19 protein-coding genes are annotated in these 18,416 nt (G+C 31.7%); 6 read left to right on the forward strand and 13 right to left on the reverse strand.

The features are described from left to right. Nucleotides 1-23: 23 nt before the first annotated feature. The 11 genes from BM024_RS00340 to BM024_RS00395 all read right to left on the reverse strand — a co-directional run bounded on the left by BM024_RS00340 (nt 24) and on the right by BM024_RS00395 (nt 9,215). Nucleotides 24-995 (reverse strand): NAD-dependent epimerase/dehydratase family protein, encoded by a 972-nt coding sequence (locus BM024_RS00340; RefSeq protein ID WP_090677433.1) that lies wholly within the window; start codon nt 993-995, stop codon nt 24-26. Beyond that, nucleotides 992-1,777 (reverse strand): SDR family NAD(P)-dependent oxidoreductase, encoded by a 786-nt coding sequence (locus BM024_RS00345; RefSeq protein ID WP_090677434.1) that lies wholly within the window; start codon nt 1,775-1,777, stop codon nt 992-994. The genes BM024_RS00340 and BM024_RS00345 overlap by 4 nt, the downstream gene beginning before the upstream one ends. 126 nt (nt 1,778-1,903) lie before the next feature. Beyond that, on the reverse strand, nt 1,904-3,001 hold the full coding sequence (locus BM024_RS00350) for an AraC family transcriptional regulator (RefSeq protein WP_090677436.1): 1,098 nt from the start codon (nt 2,999-3,001) through the stop codon (nt 1,904-1,906). Nucleotides 3,002-3,124: 123 nt separating this feature from the next. Then, a complete protein-coding gene (locus BM024_RS00355) occupies nt 3,125-3,940 on the reverse strand; it encodes a helix-turn-helix domain-containing protein (RefSeq protein ID WP_090677438.1) in 816 nt (271 codons plus the stop codon). Nucleotides 3,941-4,071: 131 nt separating this feature from the next. After that, the gene (locus BM024_RS00360) at nt 4,072-4,581 is read right to left on the reverse strand and encodes an SRPBCC family protein (protein ID WP_090677441.1); all 510 of its coding nucleotides are present in this window, start codon (nt 4,579-4,581) and stop codon (nt 4,072-4,074) included. A 398-nt stretch (nt 4,582-4,979) separates the two neighbouring features. Further along, entirely contained in the window at nt 4,980-5,534 is a 555-nt protein-coding gene (locus BM024_RS00370) for a hypothetical protein (protein ID WP_143077686.1), read from the reverse strand. 164 nt (nt 5,535-5,698) lie between these two features. Beyond that, nucleotides 5,699-6,418, reverse strand: a complete 720-nt coding sequence (locus BM024_RS00375) for a DUF3307 domain-containing protein (protein WP_090677448.1) — start codon at nt 6,416-6,418, stop codon at nt 5,699-5,701. Next, nucleotides 6,406-7,011: a hypothetical protein gene (locus BM024_RS00380; RefSeq protein WP_090677450.1), complete on the reverse strand. Its 606-nt coding sequence runs from the start codon at nt 7,009-7,011 to the stop codon at nt 6,406-6,408. The genes BM024_RS00375 and BM024_RS00380 overlap by 13 nt, the downstream gene beginning before the upstream one ends. Nucleotides 7,012-7,202: 191 nt before the next feature. Then, nucleotides 7,203-7,733 carry a hypothetical protein gene (locus BM024_RS00385; protein WP_090677452.1) on the reverse strand — a complete coding sequence of 177 codons (531 nt, stop codon included), beginning with the start codon at nt 7,731-7,733 and terminating at the stop codon, nt 7,203-7,205. Between the two features lie 113 nt (nt 7,734-7,846). Further along, complete coding sequence (locus tag BM024_RS00390) at nt 7,847-8,197, reverse strand: winged helix-turn-helix transcriptional regulator (protein WP_090677454.1); 351 nt, start codon at nt 8,195-8,197, stop codon at nt 7,847-7,849. Nucleotides 8,198-8,201: 4 nt separating this feature from the next. Further along, nucleotides 8,202-9,215, reverse strand: coding sequence for an LLM class flavin-dependent oxidoreductase (locus BM024_RS00395; RefSeq protein WP_090677456.1), 1,014 nt, complete (start codon nt 9,213-9,215; stop codon nt 8,202-8,204). Between the two features lie 652 nt (nt 9,216-9,867). On the opposite strand from BM024_RS00395, the gene BM024_RS00400 reads away from it, so the two are divergent. From BM024_RS00400 to abc-f, 6 genes are all read left to right on the forward strand, one after another. Next, complete coding sequence (locus BM024_RS00400) at nt 9,868-10,479, forward strand: hypothetical protein (RefSeq protein ID WP_090677459.1); 612 nt, start codon at nt 9,868-9,870, stop codon at nt 10,477-10,479. Then, nucleotides 10,472-11,599, forward strand: coding sequence for an aminotransferase class I/II-fold pyridoxal phosphate-dependent enzyme (locus tag BM024_RS00405; protein WP_090677461.1), 1,128 nt, complete (start codon nt 10,472-10,474; stop codon nt 11,597-11,599). The genes BM024_RS00400 and BM024_RS00405 overlap by 8 nt, the downstream gene beginning before the upstream one ends. Then, a complete protein-coding gene (gene bioD / locus BM024_RS00410; protein ID WP_090677463.1) occupies nt 11,596-12,180 on the forward strand; it encodes a dethiobiotin synthase in 585 nt (194 codons plus the stop codon). Before BM024_RS00405 ends, bioD begins: the two co-directional genes overlap by 4 nt. Beyond that, nucleotides 12,180-13,460 (forward strand): adenosylmethionine--8-amino-7-oxononanoate transaminase, encoded by a 1,281-nt coding sequence (bioA, locus tag BM024_RS00415; protein ID WP_090677465.1) that lies wholly within the window; start codon nt 12,180-12,182, stop codon nt 13,458-13,460. The genes bioD and bioA overlap by 1 nt, the downstream gene beginning before the upstream one ends. A 587-nt stretch (nt 13,461-14,047) precedes the next feature. Next, entirely contained in the window at nt 14,048-14,287 is a 240-nt protein-coding gene (locus BM024_RS13595; protein WP_143077687.1) for a hypothetical protein, read from the forward strand. 265 nt (nt 14,288-14,552) lie between these two features. After that, nucleotides 14,553-16,184, forward strand: coding sequence for a ribosomal protection-like ABC-F family protein (gene abc-f / locus BM024_RS00425; RefSeq protein ID WP_090677469.1), 1,632 nt, complete (start codon nt 14,553-14,555; stop codon nt 16,182-16,184). A gap of 108 nt (nt 16,185-16,292) precedes the next feature. Here the strand turns inward: abc-f and BM024_RS00430 are convergent, their stop codons facing one another. Together BM024_RS00430 and BM024_RS00435 are read right to left on the reverse strand one after the other, a co-directional pair. Then, entirely contained in the window at nt 16,293-17,459 is a 1,167-nt protein-coding gene (locus BM024_RS00430) for an ABC transporter permease (protein WP_090677470.1), read from the reverse strand. Continuing rightward, nucleotides 17,456-18,412, reverse strand: coding sequence for an HlyD family secretion protein (locus tag BM024_RS00435; RefSeq protein ID WP_090677473.1), 957 nt, complete (start codon nt 18,410-18,412; stop codon nt 17,456-17,458). The genes BM024_RS00430 and BM024_RS00435 overlap by 4 nt, the downstream gene beginning before the upstream one ends. Between the last annotated feature and the right edge of the window lie 4 nt (nt 18,413-18,416).

Here is an 18,416-nt window from a genome sequence, read left to right on the forward strand (position 1 = left end):
ATTATGTTTTTATTGTATTATCACTATATCATTTGTCTCTCTCTGAAATAATTAACACTTTCTGTAATAGCATTATCTAATGGACTATATTGGACATTTAGATCATTAATTGATTTATGGTTACTATAATAGTTTTTAATGCAGAGGGTTTTCATATTGACTAAGTGTAAGCTAGTTTTAATTTTACAGAATCTCAGGAAATTACCGAATACTCCTAAAGACAACAGTAAAATTTTAGGGATGGGTATTAAGACAGTTCGCTGTTTTGTATTGTGATTCAGTTTTTTGAAAAATGCTTTATATGATAGATTTTCTCCTGCAATAAGATATTTTTCTCTTTTTGATTTAGCATTGAAGCTTTTGAAAATTGCATCAACAACGTCATTAACAGCAACGAAGTTCTTACCACCTGGAGGATAGAATACCCAGCGTTTGTTCATGCCCATTAATATAATTTTTCCAGAACTGGGTTTGCTGTCGTAAGGACCAATCATAAAAGTCGGGTTTAGGATGGTAACCCCAATCTTAGTTTGGTGTGATAACAAATATTCTTCTGCTTTTAGTTTGCTCTGTGCATAATAGAGTTTATCAAAGGGTTCTTTTATTTTTTGTGTTTCGGTACCTAAAAATTCTAGATTACCATATCCAATAGTATTTGCCGTGCTTATGAAAACAAATTTTAGAATGTTATGTTTTATTGATTTCTCAAATAATCTAATGGTTGCTTCATAATTTACCTTTTCATAAGCAGCATAGGTCAATAGATTGGTTCTAGTTTCCGCTGCAATATGTATTACAATATCTATTTTGTTTAAATAGAAATCATAATCATCCTCTAAATGCATAGATACTAGGTTAAGTTGATTGGTATACTTGCCAGTATATTTTTCTGGGTTTCGAGCAAGGGCTGTGACATGATAACCTTGTTCAAGTAGTTTATTTGCCAGATTAGTGCCTAATAGACCAGTGATTCCAGTCATGAATATATTTTTCATCTTGCAATATTTAGTTCTTTTTTAATTTTATTCGTCAGAATAGGTAGCTTTATCCATATTGGCAATAACCATAAAAATATGCAACTTACATGATTTACCATAATAACGCTATCTCGCTTTTCTAGTTGGCGGATACAATATGAAGCAACTTTATTTGGATCTAAAGAAGTGATATTACCAAAAAAACCTTGTTCTTTAATGCGCCTTGTTATATCTTCATTAGTTCTCATGGGACCTGGATTTACTACACTAACAAACACATTCGTTCCTTTTAATTCTTGGCATAATCCACGTGAAAAGGAATGAATAAATGCTTTAGAAGCTGGATATACGGTTTTGTATCCAATAGGTGAGAAAGCGGCTAAACTAGACACATTTAAAATGTAGGATTGTTCTTGCTGTTTAAGGTTAAATAATAATTGATGGGTTAGAAGTGCAGTGGCTAAAACATTTAGTTGAATGATTTTTTCAATGTAAGAGGAAGAGGCTTCTTCAAATTTTAAAGTACCACCAATACCTGCATTATTTATGAGTAGATTAACTTTGAAGTTTTCATTAATCCAACTTGATACTTCCAATACATTATTTCTATCACATAAATCCGTTTCGCGATATAGTACTTTTATTTTAAATTGTTTCTCTAACTTTTCAGAGAGATTTTCTAGACCTTCATTTGGTAAGCTAATCAATATTAGATTCCTTTTTTTACTAGCCAATTCTAGTGCAAATGATTTACCTAATCCCTGACTAGATCCTGTTATAACTGCAAATATATTTTCCATTTTAAATATAATTAAACAGCAAATTTAGAGGCTCATGTGTATGTATATGCTCCAATTTATAGTTTAGAACAACTTAATTATTTTGCTTTGTAATGTGTTTGTATATAGTGTTTTATGTGTTCTTGTTTATGACTTGGAACATTTTTTTTTATATTCTGTTGGAGTAGATAGAGTCATTTTTTTAAAAGTAGTATTAAAAGATGTTTTTGAATTAAAGCCAGCATCGTAACCGATTGCAATCATGCTTAAATGGTCATATTTAGGGTCAATAAGTAGCTCTTTTGCTTTTTGAACTCTATACTTATTGATAAAATAAAAGAAGTTTTCTCCAAAACCTTCATTTAGTACATAGGAGAGTTGATGACTAGATATAGATAATCTTTCTGAGAGTCTTAATAGGTTGAGTTCACTATCTAAATAAGGTTTCTCATCATCCATCAGTTTCAATAAATCTTCCATTATTTTGTTGAGCTCAATATCGCTCATTCTCTTTATTCTTTCAGTATCATCGGAGGTACTTACAAAACTATTATCATCTAAAGTTTCATTAATATTTAGACCTTTTGGGTAAATTTCTTTTTGTCTAATAGAGTAAAATGAAACTAAATAAACAATGATTAAAAAGCATAGGTTGATATAAATATTTAAACGCTCAGCTGTTGCTATTATATTATAGAATATTATAAGCAAAGCAGAAGCTAGAAAGGAATAGATAATATATTTTAACCATCTGAGATCTCTGGATTCAATGTCAGAAGAAAAAAGTTCTATGTTTTTTTGATGTTTTTGTATTTTAATATAAGATAATACTGTGTAGAAAAGGGAGTTACTAAGTATAAGTGAAAGGTAGATTACATTAAATACGTCTTCTTGAATATATTTATTGAGAGAAAGTAGTATTAGAAATAAAAGTGGGAGAATGAGAAATCTAATATCTTTTAAGGAGTAACTGAAATTTGGATTTGTATAGAATTGTACGCTTAAAAAAAATGTAAGAGGTACTAAAAATTGTATAAATCTTAGAGCAAGTATATAAAATTTAAATGGATTGTAATCTTGAGGTAATATCATTTCGTCTAGCCAAAAGGTAGCCCAGAGAAAAACAAAGACACCAAAATATATATTTGCTTTTTTGTTTACTGCTATGACATTACTCAATTTTAAGAATGATAATAAAAGCAATCCTCCAGCGATAAGAGTGGTGACAATTAAATTAATATCCATTATGGAATGTTGTTATAGGAATTACTAAAGTAAATAAAACGAGGCTTTAACCCTATGTATTCATTCTTTTTTTACTCTAGAGGATGATTATTAATAACTTTTGAAATATTGATAACATACTGGTTATAGATAATCCGAAGGGAGTTTACCAGTAGAAGCTTTAAAATCTTTTATAAAATGAGATTGATCATAATAACCTGCGTTTAGTGCTATTTCTGTTAAGTTTTTATTTTCAAAAGATTTTTTAAATATGTTTCTAAATCTTACAATACTTGCATATTTTTTAGGAGAAGTTCCGACTTGGTGTCTGAATCTTTTTTCGAAAGTATCTCTACTAATTGGTAATTCGCTAACCATATTTTTGATTGAAATCAATCCTTTCTCTTCTTTTATTTTTAAAATTGAATCATAAATAATAGTATCACGTTCTTTTAAAACTATTTTACCAATTAAAAAGCGTTCTATTATAGCAATCATGTCTTTATGAGATTGCTTATTTTGGAGTTGTTGAAGAATGGTTGTATTAGTTTTGCGATCGAAAAACTCATTCATAGGTATAAATCTTTCAAAAAACTCATTTAATGGTTTTTCGGTTATAGATGAGGCAAAACCGGGATTGAAAATCACAACAAATAGAGTAACGAAATCAGAAAAAGTGAAATGTAAAAACCTTCTAGTTATGCCAAAAGAGACCGTTTTAGGGAGGTTAATTATAGTTCCATCATCGTGAGTTAGATGTATACTTCCCTTTAAAATGTAATTTAAAGAAAAGGAAGTACTAGGTAAAGTTTCTAGAATCATACTGTTATTACATTCTAAAATCATATATTCTTTAATGAATAACCTCAAGGTCTCAGAAGGAGGAAATCTATATTCTAATCGCTTCTTGTGATTTATATCTTTTTCAAAAAATATTATATTGTTATCTCCTTCATTCATAATGATTCTTACTAAATGTTTCTATACCAGATAAGTTGAAAATAAAAGTGGGGGTGTAAAATATAAGAACACCCTTATATCTGTCTATAAGTTATATAATACAATAACTTAAACTATTTCTTGGCAATAGTTTAAGTTCTACTTTTGAGTTGAATTAGTAGTTTATCTAGATTATCTAACCCCATAGTGAATCCTTGTCGAAATCCCATTTCAAGTAATTTATCAAGTGTTTCAATTGAACCAGATGTAATGGTTATGTTAACTGTAGTCTTATCTTCTTTTTGACTAAAAATACAATTCCAGTGAATTCTTGGAAAATCTGTATTGACGTTTCCATCTTGATCACAAAAAGCATCTGATCCAGAAAAACTTTTGTTTACTTGTATGTCTTCATAATCAAACTTAGCCCAATGTGTTTCATTGTTAGGTCCAATCATTGCATAATGCCAAACACCGCCTTTTCTGAAGTCTAGTAACTTTGTATTGTTTTTATAAGGTAAAGGAGCCCACCATTGATCTAATAGTGTTGCAGTGGTCCAAGCTTGCCAGACTAATTCGAGACTGGCTTCAAATTCGCGTAATATGTGAATTGCTTTTTCTTCTCTATTTATAGAGAATTGAAATAAACGATTAGAGCTCATATTTGTTGTTTTTGAAGGTTAATAATGTACTTCCAATTAGTAAGGTGCTTTAATACTGTTTGTTATATTCTTTTTACGGATGTTTAAAGTTACTTAAAAAGAGTTTGTCATATTTATTTCAAAGCGATAAAATTGTTAAAATTTCATGAATGGTTAATTAAGTCGCAATTATATCCTAGTGTATTTAAGTGACTTATTATAGAATCAGTTTCTATATCTAGTCGTAAAGAAAGGACTCTTAAAATATTTTCTTTGTCTTCAAGATCAAAATTCATAGTATATGATGTATACAACTTTAATAGTGATTTTAATATCTTTTCTGCTTCATTGTCAGTTTGAACATTAGTTTTAAAGATTTCTATATTACTCATTTTATAACAGGGGATATAGTTTTGAATCTAGGGGATTAGCTGTTTTATTGGAGGCCTCCATGTTACTAGTCCATCTTTATTGAACATTTCAATGGAGGGAGTTCCTAAACTATCCACTTTTAAAATAAGTCTTGGTATTTCATTTGCGTCTTTCATTACCAAAGAAGCATTGCCGTTTTCTGTAACTAGATTAATTCTGTTGATGTTATAACCTGGCTTGCCTGAAAGATCCTTGTCATTTATGGTTAGACCTGCTTTGAAATCATCAGTAAGTGCATTGTCTTGTGAATAAATCCCAATGGCATCGGCATTTTGATAATCGAAAGCAATGACATTTAAATTTGTATTATCCTGATCAGAGAAAACCAGTCCACCTCGTTCACTTCCATTTTTATCATAGAAGATTAGACCTGCTGGAGTCATTTTTCTTTTGTATTCTTTTCCATTGACAATAGGAGAGGGAATGTGGCTTTCATTTGAAATTACAATTCTGTTTTCGCCATTTTTACCTTTGATATCTATTCTTTCGAACTGTATTATATCGGTGTGATTATACCACAATAGATATGCTATAAACCCCATAAATATAAGGTTTGTAGCTAATAGTAATGTTAGAAAAACTTTTAGTTTTTTTGAATTTTCTTGCATGATTTTATAGAATTTGTGAGTTGCAAGCTACTCATTATGCGATTGTTGTAATTGTAAAAATTCAGGAAGTGAGAATGATAGATATTGCTTTTAAGTGATTAGATCTCTATAAAAGGTTTGAAATATTTGTAGGCTAAACCAATTGTTATTGCAATACCGAAACTTAACAAGGTTCCTATTAAAATATATTCAGTTAGTTTTATCTCTTTATTTTCTTTTAAATCGCCGAATCTGAAAATTGATTTAGCTGCTAATAAAAAACCTATTCCTTCCCAAAAAGACATTGTAACAAAAGCAAATATGAATAACCTTTCAAGCATACCGATATATTTACCTGCATTTCTTAATCCATTGTTTGGGATTGGATAGTTGAAAGTATCCATTGTTTTCTTGATTACAATAGACGAGACAGAAGTAATTAGGATAATTGCCATTATGAATAGATAGATTTCATTATTGAAAATTTGTCTAAATTCTATCGTAAATGGTTCGAAATGATTAACAAAGAGGGCGATTGCACAGATGTGTAATACTTGGTCTATTATAAAGTTATAAACCGAATTTATCTTATTTGACAGTCCAATTTTTGTCAGCGAATCAATAGCTAGGTGAGACAAGGATAAAACAATAGCTGGAAAAACATATTTAGCCTCAAATGAAGTAAATAGAAGAATTAATACAAAGTGAATTAGAATATGCAAATAAAGATATATAGACTTGAACTTTCGATTAGAAATGTCTGATACCATTTTGTTTGATTGAAAAACAAAGTCTCCCAATAAATGAGCTATTCCAATTTTTAGTATTAATTCAAGCATAATTTAATTTTTTGCTTATATAGGTTTATTACTTCAAGCATCTCTTCATATGCACCTCTTTTAAGGGCCTTGTTTACAGTTGTAGCATCTTTGTTTAATTTTTCAGCAATTTCTTTTTGAAGTAAGTTTCTATTGGTTAAAGATAAATGTATAGTCTCGGAAGTAACTGGTTTCCAATTGTCAGATATAAAGCTAACTAATTTTAAAAGAGTATTGAAATAAGTATCAAAATCTTCAAAGGGACTTTTTATGTTTAGTGTATAAATTTTAAGCGATTCAAAACTCTCTCCTGAGTTGATGAATGCCGTACCGTATGATTCTTTTATATTGTCGCCCTGGAAGTTTTTAGCACCAATTCCTATAGACATTCTAACATCTATCAATTGATTTGACTTGATTAGAGATTTTATACATAAAACCATTTCTAAAGCTTCTTCTACTTCTATTTCAAATTGAAAACTATCGCCTCTGTATATTTCCCAAGACAATGCATCATCAATATTTTTTTCGAAAAAGTCTTTAAGTTTTGGTAGCCATATTTCTGGATTCACTTTTCTGGAATGGATAATATCACCTGTTACTACTGCTATCATAATGATTTCTTTTAAACGAAACTACAAAATATAATTGGTCTAAAAAAGCCAATAACTTCAAATTGGTCTAAAAAGGCCAATATCTTCAAATTGGTCTTTTTAGGCCAATTTGAAGATAAGGAAAAAGATGAAGTAGAGAGTTATATATAATAAATTCATAATTTTGTCGAGCATTAAATAAAACCCCCATATTAACTTTTTAAATGAGAGAGTTTTGTGTTTTGTTTTCTCTGAAAATTAGGTTCTCCTTTAAATTCTTGATTAACCAGAATTACTAACGAGGATTGTGATGTATAAGATTGTTTTTCCCCTTCTTCTAATTGATAATCGACAATGATTGAATCGTTTTCTTGCTTTAGAGTATTTAATTTCAGCGTTATAGAAAATTCTGTTGGTAAATCAATTACTGCTAAGACATATTGTTTAGAAAAATCAATAGGAGTAGGCATTCCATCTTTACCCATTACGGTTGCCATTCCGAATATACGGTAGAATTCTTCTGAATTTGTAATTTTCAGTTCTTCGATTTGATTGTTGATATAAGTGTTTTTTACAAAGTAATGCTTTGCTTCTGTGTATGGAATTGGTTTAGAAATTTTCGCAACATTTTCATTTAGGGTAATTTCAGTCCGATTAGAATTTTCCTCAGTGATTTTCGGTTTGCATGACACTACTATTATTCCTGCTAAAAACACTGTGGCTACAGTAATTTTATTTCTCATCCTTGCCGTTATAATTTATTTAAAAAAGGGTGTTAATAATAAAAACACCTTACTACCCAATAAAGATAATAAGATGTTTTTTATAGCTACTAAAATGCAAAAATAAAATCCCGTTACTTTGAAGGTAATAATTTTTCCCTATGATTAATTCCCCATTCCTTTAAAGCTTGGATAATTGGGGTTAATGTAGCAGCATACGGTTCTAAACTATAAGAAATTCGAACAGGGTAATCTTCAATCACCTGTCTTTTAATCAGTTTGTGTTGTTCTAAATCTTTCAGTTCTTTAGCTAGAACTTTAGGGGATATTCCGCCAATGCTATCTTGAATATCCGTGAAGCGATCATTGCCAACAGTGATGGATATAATAATAGGAAGTTTCCATTTACCATTGATAACATCCAATGCATCTCGAACTGGTTTTATGGTATTAATACACTCACAATATGCTTTTTTCGAATCCATCTCTCTATTGATTAGTGTCGTTGATGTCGTCCATTAATTCAGCAAATAATCTAGTAGATTTCAATCGGTCCTCCAAATTATACATCGTTGAAACAACAATTAATTCATCAACTTGGGTTTCTTCTAAAAATGCTTCTATTTGCTTACGAACTGTTGCTTTGCTACCCACAAAAGAATATTTAAGCATTTGGTGTACTTGTGGATGATTAAAAACACTTTGTAACTCATCATCGTATTCTGTAGGTGGATGAAGTCGACCTGTGTTTCCCGTTAATAAACCATAAAACATTCTAATTAAAGAAGTGAAAAGGTTTTGAGCTTCTTGGTCTGTATCTGCTACTATCACATTTACACCAGCTATAACATACGGAGTTTGTAAATGTTCAGAAGGTTGGAAATTATTGTGATAAATATGTAAAGCATTCATTAAATGAGTAGAGGCGAAGTGACTAGCAAACGCATAAGGTAAACCTTTCTGAGAAGCTAAATGAGCGCTATCTGTACTAGAACCTAATATGTAGATAGGAACATCAACACCCTCGGCTATAGCTACACGAACTTTAGAAGTGCTGTTTTCCTTAGAAAAATAGTTTTCAATTTTAGTTACTTCAGCAGGGAAGGAATGCGCTGCTTGCATAAAGTCAGAGCGAATAGCTTGTGCGGTTAGTTGGTCTGTTCCAGGAGCTCTACCTAATCCTAAATCAATTCGGTTAGGGTAAAGTTGTGCAAGAGTTCCAAATTGTTCTGCAATAATTAATGGGGAATGGTTAGGAAGCATAATCCCTCCAGACCCAACTCGAATTGTATTAGTATTTTCAGCTACATATCCTATAAGAACCGAAGTTGCACTACTACCAACTGAATCAGAATTGTGATGTTCTGCAAACCAATATCTAGTATAATTGGTCTCTTCTGCCACTTTTGCTAATGCTAACGAATTATTTAAGGTCTCTTTAAAGGTACTGTTTTGAGAAACAATTGCGAGTTCAAGAACGGAATAGGCTATTGGTTTTTTCATATTCTTAAAAGTATTTTTTTAGATGAAATAATATAATTTCAGAATTTATTGATTTGATCTACTTGTGTAATCAATATTTAAATTACTATTACAAAATTACAAAATCTTACTATACAAAAGAAAGTAGTTACCTTTAGGTAAGTAATAATCTGTTGTTAATAAAAAACTTGATATTCCATGGATCCCTCCAGTCAACTCCTAGTCTCCTTTTACTCTAAAGCGTAATGTCAGTCAGTTGTAGCCGTAGCGCTAGCGGTGTGTGATCGAATTTTACTAGAAGACAAATCGGATATATAGCGATTGCATGTTAGGTTGCTGATACGTATGGCATAAACTAGAGGTTTATTAAGTGCGGTTTTGCATTCTTGCCAATCGATTTTGATGGAGTGTGAATATTGGAGCTTGAAAGTTAGATGTAAAAGTTTTATGATTAGCATCTTGCAGTTTAATATTTACATTATTGAAGTTTCGTTCACTGCTCACTAGTTCCAGTTCCAAATAAATATTTTCAATTACTCAAATTATAATCTAACCCAAGTCTCGAAAAACAAAAAATGCGAGAAAGTTAAAATTCCGGACTACTAATTATCTTAAAACTGGTATCCGGACCATAAGTTAACTAGGTATAGGTTTGCCATAAAATTATTGAACTATGCAACAATTACTAACAACCTTAGTGAAAACACATGAACTACACGCAAAATGGTTAAACTCCCTCTCGTTTCTTGAAAACGCAGGTGCTCGAAAAATATCCGCTTCTGAGGATACTTATGCAGTTTCTTATCTTCAGTTAAAACATGCAGCTGAAGAACACAGACACGCTTATTACCTTAAAAAGCAATTAAAAAAACTGCCGATACCTTTTCCTGAAACTTATGAATGGAATACTTTGATTGCACCAGTTTCTACTCAACAATACCTTAAAAAACTAGACGTTTTGTGTGGTCGTTATCTTAAAACAGTCCTGGGATTGGAAGGGAGAGAATTACGTTATGCTGCTTACTTATTAGTAACCTATGCTATTGAGTTGAGAGCAGATGTTTTATATCCAATTTATCAAGAGGTTCTAGATGCTAATGAATCAAAGATTATGGTGAAGTCTATTATTATAGAAGAACAAGGTCATTTGGAAGAAATGATTTCTCAATTAGATTCTTATTTGAAGGATTGGAATGAACACGCTTATGAAATTATAAAAATGGAAGAAATGCTTTTTGATGAGTGGATAGAATCTATAAAAGGAGAGATTGTACAGCATGAATAGAACACCATTAAGTTTGACTAGACGATTGGAAGAAAGATTGAAGAATGATTCTTTTAGAAAGTTGAGTTTAACAGAAACAGAGGGAATAGATTTTTATTCAAACGATTATCTGGGGTTGAGTAGGGATAATGATTTTCAAAAAGGGCTTTTTGAAGAATTGAAAGAAAAGCTAGATAGTCTGACAAGTAGTACAGGTTCTCGTCTAATTAGTGGAAATACTTCAGTAATGGAAGAAACAGAGAAGTTTATTGCTGATAAACATCAGGTTGAAGCAGCTTTGTTATTTGGATCTGGCTATGATGCTAATTTGGCTCTTTTAGGTTGTATTCCCACGTATCGATCTACTGTAATTGTTGATGAATTTGTACATCGATCAATACATGATGGATGTCAGTTATCTATGGCAAAAAAATGGAAGTTTAAACACAATGATTTATATGATTTAGAAAAAAAGCTTAATAAAGCTAAGGGAGAAGTATTTGTAGTTGTAGAAAGTTTGTATTCTATGGATGGGGATTTTGCTCCATTAAAAGAGCTGGTCATTTTATGTGATCGATATAATGCATATTTGATTGTTGATGAAGCTCATGCTATAGGTGTTTACGGTTTAGGGGTGCTAAATGAATATAATTTACAAAATGCTGTTTTTGCAACCACTGTTACATATGGTAAAGCTATGGGAGTTCATGGTGCAGCGATTCTAGGTAGCGCGGTTTTAAAGGAGATGCTAATCAATTTTGGTTCTTCTTTTATATATAGTACGGCTCCTCCCTCTTCAATGGCTTTGAGCATTAGGTATTCTTATTCTTATTTAGAAAATAATGATTTTCGAATGAACTGCTTATCTGATGTAATCGCTTATTATCAAAAATGTTTTTCTTCTTTTTTTCCTTGTACTTCAAGTGCTATTCAAATTATAGATTTAGAGTATTTGCAAGAGATAACCATTCTTTTGGATAAAATTAAAGGAGCAAGAGTTAAATGTGTTTTAATTAAAGCACCCACTGTTTCACTAGGAAGTGAGCGTTTCCGTATTTGCTTACACGCACATAACAACAAAAATGAAATAGATGTACTATTGAAACTAATGTTAGAACATAGAAAAGAGGGATTAATATGAAATTATTTGTAACAGGAGTAGGAACGGGTGTGGGTAAGACCGTAGTGTCATCAATATTGGTGTCTAAGTTTAAGGCGGATTATTGGAAACCTATTCAAGCAGGAGATTTAGAGGATACAGACAGTATGAAAGTCTACCGGTGGACTAATAATATCTTTAGAATTCATAAAGAGCGTTATGCTTTTCAAAGGGCTGCTTCTCCACATGAAGCCGCAGCTGTGGAAGGAATTGAAATTAAACTCAATGATTTTGAAATGCCTCAAATCGATAATAATTTAATTGTAGAAGGAGCAGGAGGATTGTTCGTACCATTAAATGATAAAGAATACATGATTGATTTAATAGTTCATTTACAACTAGAGGTGATATTGGTTATTCGGGATTATCTGGGAGTGATCAATCATAGTTTATTGTCAATTAAGGCTCTTGAGTTAAGAGGTATATCTATTTATAGCGTGGTGTTTAATGGAGAGTTTAATCCATATACAGTTAGAGCGATAAAAGGAGCTTTACCTCAAGACATGAATTATATATATATCGATGAGTTAATAGAAGAGAATGGTTATTTAAAAAACATATAATGAGAACACTACAAGAAGAATTAAGAGAAAGAGACTATAAAGTTAATTGGCATCCTTATACACAAATGAAGGGGGCAGAGAGTATAGTGCCTATTGTAAAGGGAAAAGGGGTTTATTTATATGACGCAAACGGAAAAAGATATATTGATGCTGTTTCCTCTTGGTGGGTGACGCTTCATGGACATGCTCATCCTTATATAGCTAAAAAAGTTAGTGAACAGTTATTGGAATTGGAGCAAGTTATTTTTGCTGGTTTTACACATAAACCAGCAATTGAATTATCGGAGCGTTTGCTTTCTTTATTACCAAGAAATCAAGCTAAAGTATTTTATACTGATAACGGATCAACAGCTATTGAAGTCGCTCTAAAAATGGCTGTGCAATATTACTACAATAAAGGGGTGAAAAAGCAACAAATTGTTGCATTTAAGAATGCGTATCACGGAGATACTTTCGGTGCGATGTCTATTAGTGGAAGAGGAATTTGGACAAAGCCATTTGGAGAATTATTGTTTGACGTACTGTTTATAGATGCTCCTACTGTAGATAATTTAGAAGTAACTAAAAGCTATCTAAATCAATATATTGATGATATCGCATGCTTTGTATACGAACCCTTAGTTCAAGGAGCAGCAGGAATGTTGATGCATGAAGCGGACTGTCTTTCTGAATTGATGAGCTATTTTAAATCGAAGGAGGTTCTTTTAATTCAAGATGAGATATTCGTAGGTTTTGGACGTACAGGAACTTTATTTGCTGCAAATCAACTATCTGTAAAACCAGATATTATGTGTTTTTCTAAAGGATTAACTGGAGGGACTATGCCCTTGGGAATAACGACTTGTAAGGATGAGGTTTATCAAGCTTTTTATGATAATGATACTACGAAAGCACTATTTCACGGTCATTCTTTTACAGCTAATCCTTTGGCTTGCGCGGCTTCATTGGCGAGTTTGGATTTGTTGTTAAATAAAGAAACACAATCAAATATAGAAAGGATTGTAGAGCAACATAAAATGTTTGTTGAGAAATTAGAAAATCATCCGAAAGTGAAATCTGTTCGCCAATGTGGCACTATTTTCGCAATGGAATGGAATATAAGTGATGAAACGTCTTATTTTAGTGATATCCATAAACAATTATATCCATTCTTCTTAGAACGTGGTATTTTGATGAGGCCCTTGGGAAACATTGTATATCTAGTTCCACCTTATAGTATTTCTAAAGAAGATTTAGAGTATGTGTATACCTGTATTTTAGAAGCTTTGTCAATTGTTTAATAAAGAAAATATCATTGTTAAAATTTTAAGTAAGAGTAAAAGTTTTATAATAAATATTTTATTTGAAACTGATTATTATATTCGATGTTTTTAACTGTTTGTGTTTAAAATGGTGCGTATTGTGAATTTTTTATAAAAACAACTATATTGTAATTATATGTATATTAATATATTATAAATATATGTATTTTTCAGAACATAAAAAAAGGAGAAAAATATATAAAAATGCGAATTAATTTAGGAGAATTGAATGTTACTTTGTTATATTTGTTGAAATTTAATTTAAATACGTGTTTTAATGTATATTTATTAAAGGTATATTGATTAATTGTGTTTGTTTTTATGTTTTTATTGAAGTAAAACGAAATTCTTTAGCTAAATATAAAAACTTATGACGGATGATTTAATTATTTTAACAAATTGTTTTTTATATAATCTTTCAATGCTGAATTATGAAGTTATTTCTTAATTTTTTATCCCCTTTGAGTTTCTGGGAAAAAATAGCTTTATTACTAATAGTAATAGCATTAATTTCGTTATTAGTGGATTTTCTACTTAAAATTGTCAAAACAAAAAAGAATTCTAAGATGCTTAGAAAGTATCTAGAATTAAAAAATGAAAAATGGGATGTATTGGTTAAGATTTTAACTGATGATAAGGAGCTAGATGGATTGTATGTTAGTAATAAGTTACAAATGGATCTTTCTAATTTTGATGCTAGATATAGGGATTTAATTTATCATGAGTTGTTGGTAGTGAAAAGTGTTAAGGACATAAATACTACAAACTATAAAACAGTGTTAGATTTATTAAGACACAAAAAATAAGAATATAGAAGTAGTTTTTTTAAATAACTATTTTAAGATAAAACACTTTGTGGCTAAAGTGTGGTTTTGTTTTGTTTAAAAGAATGGAAAGACGTTTGTTTTTCCATTCTTTTTTTTACAGGCATTTAAGGAGATTATATCAAAGTGTAACTTCTGTTTTTACCCTAGTTAGATAAGTGTTTATTTAAATTTGAATTCTAAATTAATTATAGAGTTCATTTTACTACAAATAGTATATTTGCAGACTAAGAATAATACTTATCACATGATTACAGTTAATGATATTTCAGTTCAATTTGGGGGTACTACTTTGTTTAGTGGTGTGAACTTTTCTATAAATGAGAATGACAAAATTGCCTTAATGGGTAAGAACGGTGCAGGGAAATCTACTTTATTAAAAATTGTAGCAGGAGTCAATAAACCATCTACAGGAAGTATTGCGGCTCCTAAGGAGGCGGTTATAGCTTATTTACCACAGCATTTGCTAACTGAAGACAATGCGACTGTTATGGAGGAAACTTCTAAGGCTTTTGCTAGTGTTTTTAATATGAAAGCTGAAATTGATGCCATCAATGAGGAGTTGACTGTGCGCACAGACTATGAAAGTGATGCTTATATGAAGCTGATTGAACGCGTTTCTGAATTGAGCGAGAAGTTCTATTCTATTGAAGAGGTTAATTATGAAGCTGAGGTGGAGAAAATTCTGAAAGGATTAGGTTTTACTAGAGAGGATTTCGGTCGTCCAACCTCAGAGTTTAGTGGGGGATGGAGAATGCGCATTGAATTGGCTAAAATATTACTTCAAAAACCAGATTTGATTTTATTGGATGAGCCTACTAACCATATGGATATTGAAAGTATTCAATGGTTGGAAGAGTTTTTAATGACTTCAGCGAAAGCAGTTATGGTGATTTCCCATGACCGTGCATTTGTTGATGCTATTACCAATAGAACGATTGAGGTTACTATGGGGAAAATCTATGACTATAAAGCTAAGTATTCTGATTATTTAGTGTTACGTCAAGATCGTAGAGCGCATCAGATGAAAGCTTATGAAGAGCAACAAAAGATGATTGCTGAGACCACTGAATTTATTGAACGATTTAAAGGAACTTATTCCAAAACGCTTTCTGTTCAATCTAGGGTTAAAATGCTAGAGAAATTGGATATAATAGAGGTAGATGAAATCGATAACTCGGCTTTGCGTTTGCGATTTCCTGCTGCTGCTCGTTCGGGTCAATATCCTGTTGTTGTAGAAGGATTGTCTAAAGCATATGATGAACATGTAGTTTTCAAAGATGCTAATCTTGTGATAGAACGCGGTCAGAAAGTGGCTTTTGTTGGGAAGAACGGTGAGGGTAAGTCTACGATGATTAAAGCGATCATGAATGAAATTGACTATGAAGGGAAATTGGAAATAGGACACAATGCACAGATCGGATACTTTGCTCAAAATCAAGCTTCTTTACTAGACGGAGATCTAACAGTTTTTGAAACGATTGATCGTGTTGCAGAAGGAGATATTCGTACACAAATTAAAAATATATTAGGAGCATTCATGTTCTCTGGAGATGATATACATAAGAAAGTAAAGGTGTTGTCTGGAGGAGAGAAAACGCGTTTAGCAATGATTAAATTGTTGTTAGAACCTGTGAATCTTTTGATATTGGATGAGCCTACCAACCACTTGGATATGAAAACCAAAGATGTGATTAAAGCAGCTTTGAATGATTTTGAGGGAACTGTTATCTTGGTTTCTCACGACCGTGATTTCTTAGATGGATTAGCTGAGAAAGTGTTTGAGTTTGGTAACAAACGAGTGAAAGAACATTTTGAAGATATTAAAGGCTTTATGGCTTACAAAAAAGTAGAGAATCTTTCTGAGATTGAGAAATAGAAGTTTTTTAATTTATATATGAAAAAGCCGTTTCACATCTTTGTGAAACGGCTTTTTCTATGGTTCTCTATCTCGTCCTCTTGTTCTGAGTAGGGATATCAAATGTTTTTATTCTTGTGGGTTTTCTTTTAAATACTTTCGCTTTTTGTAATATAGAGCTATATAGCTTAAAATTGCACATACTACTCCTATAATTACCATATTCCAATTGTAACTAGCTGTTTGAGACAATTGCCCTTCTTCTATAATCAATATTCTAAATGACTTTAAAAAGTGGGTTAGAGGAATAACATCAGCTATTCTTTGTACCCATATTGGCATTTGACTTAATGGCCATGTAAATCCGCTGAGTATAAAACTTGGTGTAGCTATAACCATTAAGACTTCGGTTGCTTTTAGTTGGTTTGGTATAAGCACGCTTACCAACACTCCAATGAAACAGACCGAGATTACAAATATTCCCGCAACAAAAGTTAAGGCTCCTAGGTTTTCGTAAAAAGGAACTTTAAACCAAATGGTAAAAAGCCAATAAATAAACCATACTCCAAAACTCATTAACAAGTACGGGATTATCTTTACTGCTAACATTTTTGTTATAGATGGTGCTCTGCGAATAAGTTCTCCAAAAGTTCCTTTTTCGAATTCTGATGCAAAGGAAAGTGCTAACCCCAATAGTAGAACTTGTTGTAAAACCGTCGCTAATACACCAGGCCATAGAAAATACATATAGTTGGTGGAGCGGTTGTTTTTCTTTATAAAAGTTGTTTTGAAAGGTTCGTATTGAGACATTACAACAGCTTCAGGTGTTCCTTGTTTTCGAAGAGTTTCTAATTGTACGCCTACTTTTAGAGTTCCTAGACACAACTGCAAAGCACCAGAAGCATAATTGGCAGTTAATACATTAGCAGTATTTACAATTGTGGTTACTTCTGGATACTTTTTAGTTAAGATGTCTTTTTCAAACCCCTTCGGTATAATAACAATACAAGCTGCATCTTGTTCAATTGCTGCTGCACTTAATCCTATTTGGTCGTATCGGAGGTCCGCTATCTTAATGACTTCATTGTCTTCAAACATTTGAATAGCTTTAGAACTCATCTCGCTGCGGTCTTCATCTACTACTATAATAGGTAAGTCTGTAACCTTTCCTTTTCCATATACATATCCCAAGAGAATACCATACATAAGAGGGGCTCCTATAAATAGAATACGCAACACGTCGTTTCCCCAAAATAGGCGAAACTCACGTTTTAATAATGATAGAAATTCTTTCATAATTCAAAAGCTGTAGTTACGGTTGCTTTGGTAAACAAATCTTGTGCTTCTTGCACATTTTTTGGTTTGATTTTGATTTCGAATAGAGATTGTTCTATGTCGTAATCTGGATAAGCAGTAGCGATTTTTGCATAAGCTCCTAATTCTTTCACTTGAGTAATGATTCCCGTAATCTTAGTGTTGTTGTAAGGGATTTCAATACTGACTTCTTGATCCTTTTTAACTTTGCTTAATTGACCTTCTGGTAGCGTGAAACGGAAATAAACACTGTCTAATAAGTATCCATTAAAAAGTGTGTAGCCTGGTAATGCCAATTCTCCTTTTTTCAACGTGATAGTTTCTATGGTCATATCTTGAGGAGCTAATATATAGCGTTCATTTTCGGCTATCTCAGTTTCTAAAAGCGCTCCCATGGCACGATCTTGTTGTCCTAATGCCATTACTTGTTGTTCTACGCGAACTCCATTTTTAACATCGGCTATTTCAGCTTCTACAGCGATTAGTTGAGATTGGGCTCCTTGATATTTTGCAAATACTTCATCATACGTTTGTTGTGGAACTAAGGAGTCTTTAACCATAGTTTCAATTCTTTGCAATGATTTTTTAGCGAATTGAAATTGCTCATTTAAAGCTTTTTTCTTTGCCTCCAATTGTTTTAACTGATTTGCAGTTGCTCCTTTAGCTGCCATTTCATATTGTGCTTTGGCTGATTTTACCGCTCCTGCTGCTTGTTCTTTTTTTGCTTCTACTTCTGGAATATCAATCAACGCCAGGGTATCTCCTTTTTTTACTTGGTTACCTTCTTGTACATAGATTTCCAAAATTCTACCTGGCAGTTTGCTCACTACTGATATTTGATCTCTCTCTATTTTTCCTTGTACAAGGTTGTTTGTTTCTTTTTTACAGCTACTTACTAGTGCCGCTAAAGCGATTATTGTTAGTGTTTTTTTCATAGCG

This window comes from Myroides guanonis, assembly GCF_900114085.1.
GTDB classification, from domain to species: Bacteria; Bacteroidota; Bacteroidia; order Flavobacteriales; family Flavobacteriaceae; genus Flavobacterium; species Flavobacterium guanonis.